The sequence below is a fragment of the Streptomyces sp. NPDC001492 genome, from assembly GCF_053597275.1.
In genome coordinates this window covers 203,425-210,045 of record NZ_JBSFHW010000012.1, presented here as the reverse complement: position 1 = coordinate 210,045, position 6,621 = coordinate 203,425, and the positions used below count along the sequence as shown (strand labels likewise).

Sequence of the window (6,621 nt, the reverse complement as noted above, 5' to 3'; positions counted from 1 at the left end):
TTCCGGGAGCGGGACGGCGCGCTGGAGTGGAGCGGCCGTCAGGAGACGCTCCGTATCGAACCGTGGGGTCCGGACGCGGTCAGGGTGCGGGCCAGCTGAACATGCTCAGCGTGCCGCTTCCTTCGACACCAACGCCACCGCCTCGTCCACGTCGTCCGTGACGTGGAACAGCAGCAGGTCCTTCTCCGACGCCTTGCCCTGGGCGATCAGGGTGTTCTTGAGCCAGTCGACCAGGCCGCCCCAGTACTCGCTCCCGAACAGCACGATCGGGAAGCGGGTCACCTTCTGGGTCTGCACCAGGGTCAGGGCCTCGAAGAGCTCGTCCAGGGTGCCCAGGCCGCCGGGCAGGACCACGAAGCCCTGCGCGTACTTCACGAACATCATCTTGCGGACGAAGAAGTAGCGGAAGTTCAGGCCGATGTCGACGTAGGGGTTGAGGCCCTGTTCGAAGGGCAGCTCGATGCCGAGGCCGACCGAGATGCCCTTCGCCTCGCAGGCGCCCTTGTTGGCCGCCTCCATGGCGCCCGGGCCGCCGCCGGTGATCACCGCCCAGCCCGCCTCCACCAGGCCGCGTCCGAGCCGGACGCCCGCCTCGTACTCCGGGGAGTCGACGGGTGTGCGCGCCGAGCCGAACACGCTGATCGCGGGCGGGAGTTCGGCGAGGGTGCCGAAGCCCTCGATGAACTCCGACTGGATGCGCAGCACCCGCCAGGGGTCCGTGTGGACCCAGTCGGTGGGAGCGCGCTCGTCCAGCAGCCGCTGGTCGGTCGTGCTCTCCGTCACCTGGCCGCGCCTTCGGAGGACCGGTCCGAGACGCTGCTCATCCGGCGGCACCTTCTTGCCCTCGGGGTTCCCGGTAGCCATGTGCGCTCCCTCCGCTTGCAGGTGTTTCCACCTCAGGGTAGATCTACGCGGGTTACGGACGGGGGACGCGGGCATGTCCGCCGTGGAGCGGTGTACGGGCTACGCCGTCAGCCAGGCCCGCAGCCGCTGCTCCCCCGCCAGGATCTTCGCTGTTTCGACCCGTTCGTCCCGCTTGTGCGCCAAGTGCGGGTTGCCGGGGCCGTAGTTGACCGCGGGAATGCCGAGGGAGGAAAAACGCGAGACGTCCGTCCAGCCGTACTTCGGCTGCGGGGTCCCGCCGACCGCCTCGATGAAGGCCGCCGCGGCGGGGTGCGAGAGTCCGGGAAGGGCCGCGCCGCTGTGGTCGTCCACCACGAACTCCTGCACTCCGCAGTCCGCGAAGACCTCCCTGACGTGGGCGATCGCCTCCTCCTCGGTGCGGTCGGGCGCATAGCGGAAGTTGACGGTGACCACGCATTCGTCGGGGATGACATTGCCGGCCACCCCGCCCGAGATGCCCACCGCGTTCAGTCCCTCCCGGTACTCCAGGCCGTCGATCACCGGGTAGCGGGGTTCGTAGGAGGCCAGGCGGGCCAGGATCGGCGCGGCCGCGTGGATGGCGTTGGAGCCCATCCAGCTGCGCGCCGAGTGCGCCCGCTCACCGGTCGTCTTCAGCAGGACCCTGAGGGTGCCCTGGCAGCCGCCCTCGACCTCGCCGTCCGACGGCTCGAGGAGCACCGCGAAGTCGCCCTCCAGCCACTCGGGGTGCGCCTCGGCCACGTGCTTGAGTCCGTTGAGGTCCGCCGCCACCTCTTCGTTGTCGTAGAAGACGAAGGTCAGGTCGCGGTTGGGGGCCGGGACCGTGGCCGCGATGCGCAGCTGCACGGCCACGCCCGACTTCATGTCGCAGGTGCCGCAGCCCCACAGGACGCCGTCCGCGTCCAGCCGGGAGGGGACGTTGCCCGCGATCGGCACGGTGTCGATGTGGCCGGCCAGGATCACGCGCTCCGCCCGGCCCAGGTTCGTCCGCGCGACGACGTTGTTGCCGTACCGCTCGACCGTCAGGTGCGGCAGGGCACGCAGGGCGGACTCGATCGCGTCCGCGAGGGGCTTCTCGGTGCCGCTCTCGGACGGGAAGTCGACGAGCTGCGCGGTGAGCTCGGCGGCGTCCAGGGTGAGGTCAAGTGGGGTGTCGGCCATGCCGTCGACCCTAACCCGCCACCGCCCAGGCCCACCCGTCACATCCGGCACGTGGGCCACAGAGCCCTCCGCTACCTTGTACGACGTGCCAGAGCCGTCATCCGCCCTCAAACGCCGTGGCCGCCTCTTCCGTGTCGCGGCGGCCTTCGTGGTCCTGCTCGCCGTCGCGGGCTATCTCGCGGTGCAGTACATCACCGGCAGAGGCGGATCGGGCTGCAGGGTGGTCTCGGGCGCGGCCGACGGAGCGGCGTACGAGTTCACGCCGGAGCAGGCGGTGAACGCGGCCACGATCGCCGCGGTGGGCACCGGGCGCGGCATGCCCGAGCGGGCGGTGACCATCGCGATCGCGACCGCGCTCCAGGAGTCGCAGCTGCGCAACATCGAGCACGGCGACCGGGACTCGCTCGGATTGTTCCAGCAGCGGCCCTCGCAGGGCTGGGGCACGGAGAAGCAGATCCTGGATCCGACGTACGCGGCCGGCGAGTTCTACCGGCACCTGGCCAAGGTGCACGACTACGCGAAGCTCCCCCTCACGGTCGCCGCGCAGCGTGTGCAGCGCAGCGGATATCCCGAGGCGTACGCCAAGCACGAGCCGGACGCCGCCCTCCTCTCCGCCGCCCTCACCGGGAACTCGGCGGCCACCCTGACCTGCGCCGGCCTCCCCGCCACCACGCAGGCGGCGGGTCCGGACGCCGTGCGGGCCGCTCTCGTACGGGACTTCGGGCGCGACGCGCTGCAGCCGGCCGCCGTGGAAGTGAACGCGGTGTCGACACCGGCACCTTCGCCGACCGGGGGCACGGGGGCGAGCGCCCGCACCGTCACGCTCCCCGTCGCGGCCGGCAAGAGCCCCGCCAAGGGCCGCAGCGTCCGCCAGCGCGGCTGGCAGCTCGCCCACTGGGCGGTGGCCAACTCCTCCGCCCTGCACATCGAGCGAGTCTCCTACGGCGGGCGGGAGTGGACCGCCGGAAATGCCGACAACCCCTGGCACGCGGTCGCCGCGGAAGGCGCCGGCGGAACGGAAAAGGCCGCCGGCGCGGTCCGAATCGTCACTGCGCAGTAGTACGGTCCGTCACCCGCACGGGTTATGCCGGGCATGCTTGATCCACGGTGTGGGCAGGTTTTCGCACCGTCACCCCTGCATCCGTCAAAGCCCTTGACAACAAAGGGATGTAAGGATTCGGCAGGCTTTCCGGCCGGACGCTTTTTGCCCGTTTTTATCCGCAGCCGATAATGCGACGCATTGCCAACTCTTTACGTTGGAACGCCGCAACCTTCGGGGCCTTCGAGCGGTAGTCACGTCGTCCGAGCCCGGACGATCAACATCCATCGAAGGAGCATCATGTCCCTCCCCCTGACCCGTCGGATCGCCCGTGCCGCGCTGCTCGTCGCAGCGGGAGCGGCTGCCGGGGTCGGTGCGGCCGGCTCCGCCAGCGCGGCCCCCGAACTGCCCGCCGCCCCGACCACCGCAGGTCTGACCTCGCTGGACGGGGCGAGCGTCGGCAACACCGTCGACGGTGCGGCGCAGAACGTGACCGGGCTCGCGGGCGAAGCCGGCAGCAACGCGGTCAAGAAGGCCGTGCCGACCGCGGGCAAGACCGGCGGCAGCGTGGCGAAGAAGGCGGCCCCGGCCGCGCAGCGTGCGGCGGGCGCCGCGGCGGGCTCCGTCGGGGAGATCGTCGGCGTCACCACGCAGACCGCGAGCCAGAACGGCGGCGCCCTGCCGGCCGGCTCGCTGGCCAAGGGCGGCCTGCCGAACACCGGCAACCTGCCGGTGAAGGGCCTGCCGATCGGCGGCTGAGCCACCTGAAACGCGGAGGGGGCCCGGGACAGCGTCCCGGGCCCCCTCGTCACGTCCACGACGGCTACAGCCGCTCCACGGCCGCCCGCACCCGCTCGTCCGTCGCCGTCAGCGCCACACGCACGAACGTCTCGCCCGCCGTGCCGTAGAAGTCGCCCGGCGCGACCAGGATGCCGAGCTCGGCCAGGTGGGCCACCGTGTCCCAGCAGGACTCGTCCCGCGTCGCCCACAGGTAGAGGCTGGCCTCGCTGTGCTCGATGCGGAAGCCGTGGCCGAGGAGCGCAGCGCGCAGGGCCTGGCGCCTGGCCGCGTACCGCTCGCGCTGCTCCCGGACATGGGCGTCGTCGCCGAGGGCCGCCACCACGGCCGCCTGGGTGGGCGCCGGCGTCATCATGCCGCCGTGCTTGCGGATCTCCAGGAGCGGGCCGAGCACGGCCGGGTCGCCGGCCAGGAAGGCCGCGCGGTAGCCCGCCAGGTTGGAGCGCTTGGAGAGGGAGTGGACGGACACGATGCCCTCGTACGAGCCGCCGTTCACATCGGGGTGCAGGACCGAGACCGGGTCCGCCTCCCAGCCCAGCTCCAGGTAGCACTCGTCGGAGAAGAGCAGGATCCCGTGCTCGCGCGCCCAGGCGACGATCCGGGTCAGCTCCTCCTTGCCCAGCACCCTGCCGGTCGGGTTCGACGGCGAGTTGAGCCAGAGCAGCTTCAGGTTCGCCGGGTCGAGGTCGGTCGGATCGTCGTAGACCTCGTACTCCGCACGGGCGAGACGGGCACCCACCTCGTACGTCGGGTAGGCCAGGCGGGGGTACGCCACCCTGTCGCCCGGGCCGAGGCCCAGCTGCGTCGGGAGCCAGGCGACGAGTTCCTTGGAGCCGACGATCGGCAGGACGTGCCGGTGCGTGACCTCACGGGCGCCGAGGCGGCGCTCGACCCAGCCGGTGATCGCGTCGCGCAGGGCCGGGGTGCCCCAGACCGTCGGATAGCCCGGGGAGTCCGCCGCGTCGATGAGGGCCTTCTGAACCAGCTCCGGGACCGGGTCGACCGGGGTGCCGACGGAGAGGTCGACGATGCCGTCCGGATGCGAGGCGGCCGTCTTCTTGTACGGCTCCAGCTTGTCCCAGGGGAAGGTGGGCAGGCGGTCGGAGACTGCGGACACGGGATCTGGCTCACTTTCTGGTACGGCAGACGGCTCAAAGGCCCTGGTACGGCAAACGCCTCGGTCCCGTACGGCGATCACCAGGGCGATCCGGCCGTACGGGACCGAGGCGGCACGGTGTGCGGGCCGCTCAGCTGATTACTCGGCCTGGGGCGGCAGCGCGGCGATGAAGGGGTGGTCCCGCTCGATCAGGCCCAGCTTGCTGGCGCCGCCCGGGGAGCCGAGCTCGTCGAAGAACTCGACGTTCGCCTTGTAGTAGTCCTTCCACTCCTCCGGAGTGTCGTCCTCGTAGAAGATCGCCTCGACCGGGCATACCGGCTCACAGGCACCACAGTCGACGCATTCGTCCGGGTGGATGTACAAGGACCGCTGGCCCTCGTAGATGCAGTCGACCGGGCACTCCTCGATGCACGCCTTGTCCTTGACGTCGACACAAGGCTGCGCGATGACGTAGGTCACGCTGTCGTTCCTCCTCGATAGGGCGCTGGCGGGCCTCCGTAGGCTCCGCCGCCTGGCGCGCGGGAGCGCGGCGTCGTCGATGCCCGCCCCTAGTATCTCCGTTCTTGGGCATGATCCGAACAGGAGGGGTGAACTGACCTGTGGAAATCTCGGCCGGCGGACGTCTTAAGGTTCGTATCACCGCTGCTGACGTGGGGAAACGGGTCTCGGTACGACGCTTGATCGAACCTGCTCGCCCGGAGGAGAAGTTCACCGACACGGTGGGTGTTCTCACATCATGGGACGACGGTGTGCTGCTGATCACACGCAAGGACGGCGAGAGCGTCCGGATTCCGGAATCCGCCCTGGTCGCGGGAAAGGTCGTGCCCACCGCACCGGCCCGTCGGCGGGGTCCCGCCGCCTCCTACGAGGAGCTCGCGCACGTCGCCTCGCGCGCATGGCGGCCGGTGGAGAGCGAGCGGCTCGGCGGGTGGGAGCTGCGGGCCGCGGCCGGGTTCACCCGGCGGGCGAATTCGGTGCTGCCGCTCGGCGACCCGGGTGTGCCGCTCGACGAGGCCCTCGACGTCGTACGACGGTGGTACGGCGAGCGTGGGCTGCCCGCGTACATCCAGACCGCGACCGGTGCCGAAGGCACGCAGGAGCTGCTGTGCGCGGAGCTGGAGCGGCGCGGGTGGGTGCGTGAGGTGACCGCCGAGCTGTGGATTGGGGCGCTGGCGCCGGTCGCCGACCGGGCGGAGGCGGCCGGGGTCGTGCTGTCCCGGGAGGCGGACGAGGCGTGGCTTGCGCGGTACCAGCGCAAGGGGGTGAGCGAGGTGGCGCTCAAGGTGCTCCGGAGCGGGCCCTCGGTGTGGTTCGCGACGGTTGCCGGCTCGTCGGAGGGTGCGGCGCCCGCGGCGATCGGGCGGTGTGTCGTGGACGGGCGGTGGGCGTCCTTCGCGGCCGTCGAGGTGGATCCTGAGCAGCGGCGGCGCGGGCTGGCCACCACCGTCATGGCCGCGCTGGCCCGGCGGGCGCTGGACGAGGGCGCCTCGGCCGCCTGGCTGCAGGTCGAGGAGGACAACGCGGGGGCGCGGGCGCTGTACGCCGGGATGGGTTTCGCCGCGCACCACGCGTACCACCACTACCGGGAGCCGGCGGCTCCCGGCAGCGGCCAGTAGTACCGATC

At 71.3% G+C, this 6,621-nt stretch carries 7 protein-coding genes; 3 read left to right on the top strand and 4 right to left on the bottom strand.

Annotated features, from left to right (window positions below; translation table 11 throughout):
• Positions 1-105: 105 nt before the first annotated feature.
• Both ACWC1K_RS18165 and dapE read right to left on the bottom strand, forming a co-directional pair.
• Positions 106-864 carry an LOG family protein gene (locus ACWC1K_RS18165; protein WP_232647819.1) on the bottom strand — a complete coding sequence of 253 codons (759 nt, stop codon included), beginning with the start codon at positions 862-864 and terminating at the stop codon, positions 106-108.
• Positions 865-963: 99 nt separating this feature from the next.
• A complete protein-coding gene (dapE, locus tag ACWC1K_RS18160) occupies positions 964-2,043 on the bottom strand; it encodes a succinyl-diaminopimelate desuccinylase (RefSeq protein WP_450832441.1) in 1,080 nt (359 codons plus the stop codon).
• 85 nt (positions 2,044-2,128) lie between these two features.
• On the opposite strand from dapE, the gene ACWC1K_RS18155 reads away from it, so the two are divergent.
• Both ACWC1K_RS18155 and ACWC1K_RS18150 read left to right on the top strand, forming a co-directional pair.
• A complete protein-coding gene (locus ACWC1K_RS18155; RefSeq protein ID WP_450832439.1) occupies positions 2,129-3,103 on the top strand; it encodes a heavy metal transporter in 975 nt (324 codons plus the stop codon).
• A 279-nt stretch (positions 3,104-3,382) separates the two neighbouring features.
• Positions 3,383-3,841: an ATP-binding protein gene (locus ACWC1K_RS18150; protein ID WP_450832437.1), complete on the top strand. Its 459-nt coding sequence runs from the start codon at positions 3,383-3,385 to the stop codon at positions 3,839-3,841.
• A gap of 64 nt (positions 3,842-3,905) precedes the next feature.
• On the opposite strand, the gene ACWC1K_RS18145 is transcribed toward ACWC1K_RS18150, so the two are convergent.
• On the bottom strand, positions 3,906-4,997 hold the full coding sequence (locus ACWC1K_RS18145; RefSeq protein ID WP_450832435.1) for a bifunctional succinyldiaminopimelate transaminase/glutamate-prephenate aminotransferase: 1,092 nt from the start codon (positions 4,995-4,997) through the stop codon (positions 3,906-3,908).
• 138 nt (positions 4,998-5,135) lie between these two features.
• On the bottom strand, positions 5,136-5,456 hold the full coding sequence (gene fdxA, locus ACWC1K_RS18140; protein ID WP_030929316.1) for a ferredoxin: 321 nt from the start codon (positions 5,454-5,456) through the stop codon (positions 5,136-5,138).
• Between the two features lie 140 nt (positions 5,457-5,596).
• Between fdxA and ACWC1K_RS18135 the strand changes: the two genes are divergently transcribed.
• Positions 5,597-6,613, top strand: coding sequence for a GNAT family N-acetyltransferase (locus ACWC1K_RS18135; protein WP_450832433.1), 1,017 nt, complete (start codon positions 5,597-5,599; stop codon positions 6,611-6,613).
• Positions 6,614-6,621: the final 8 nt, after the last annotated feature.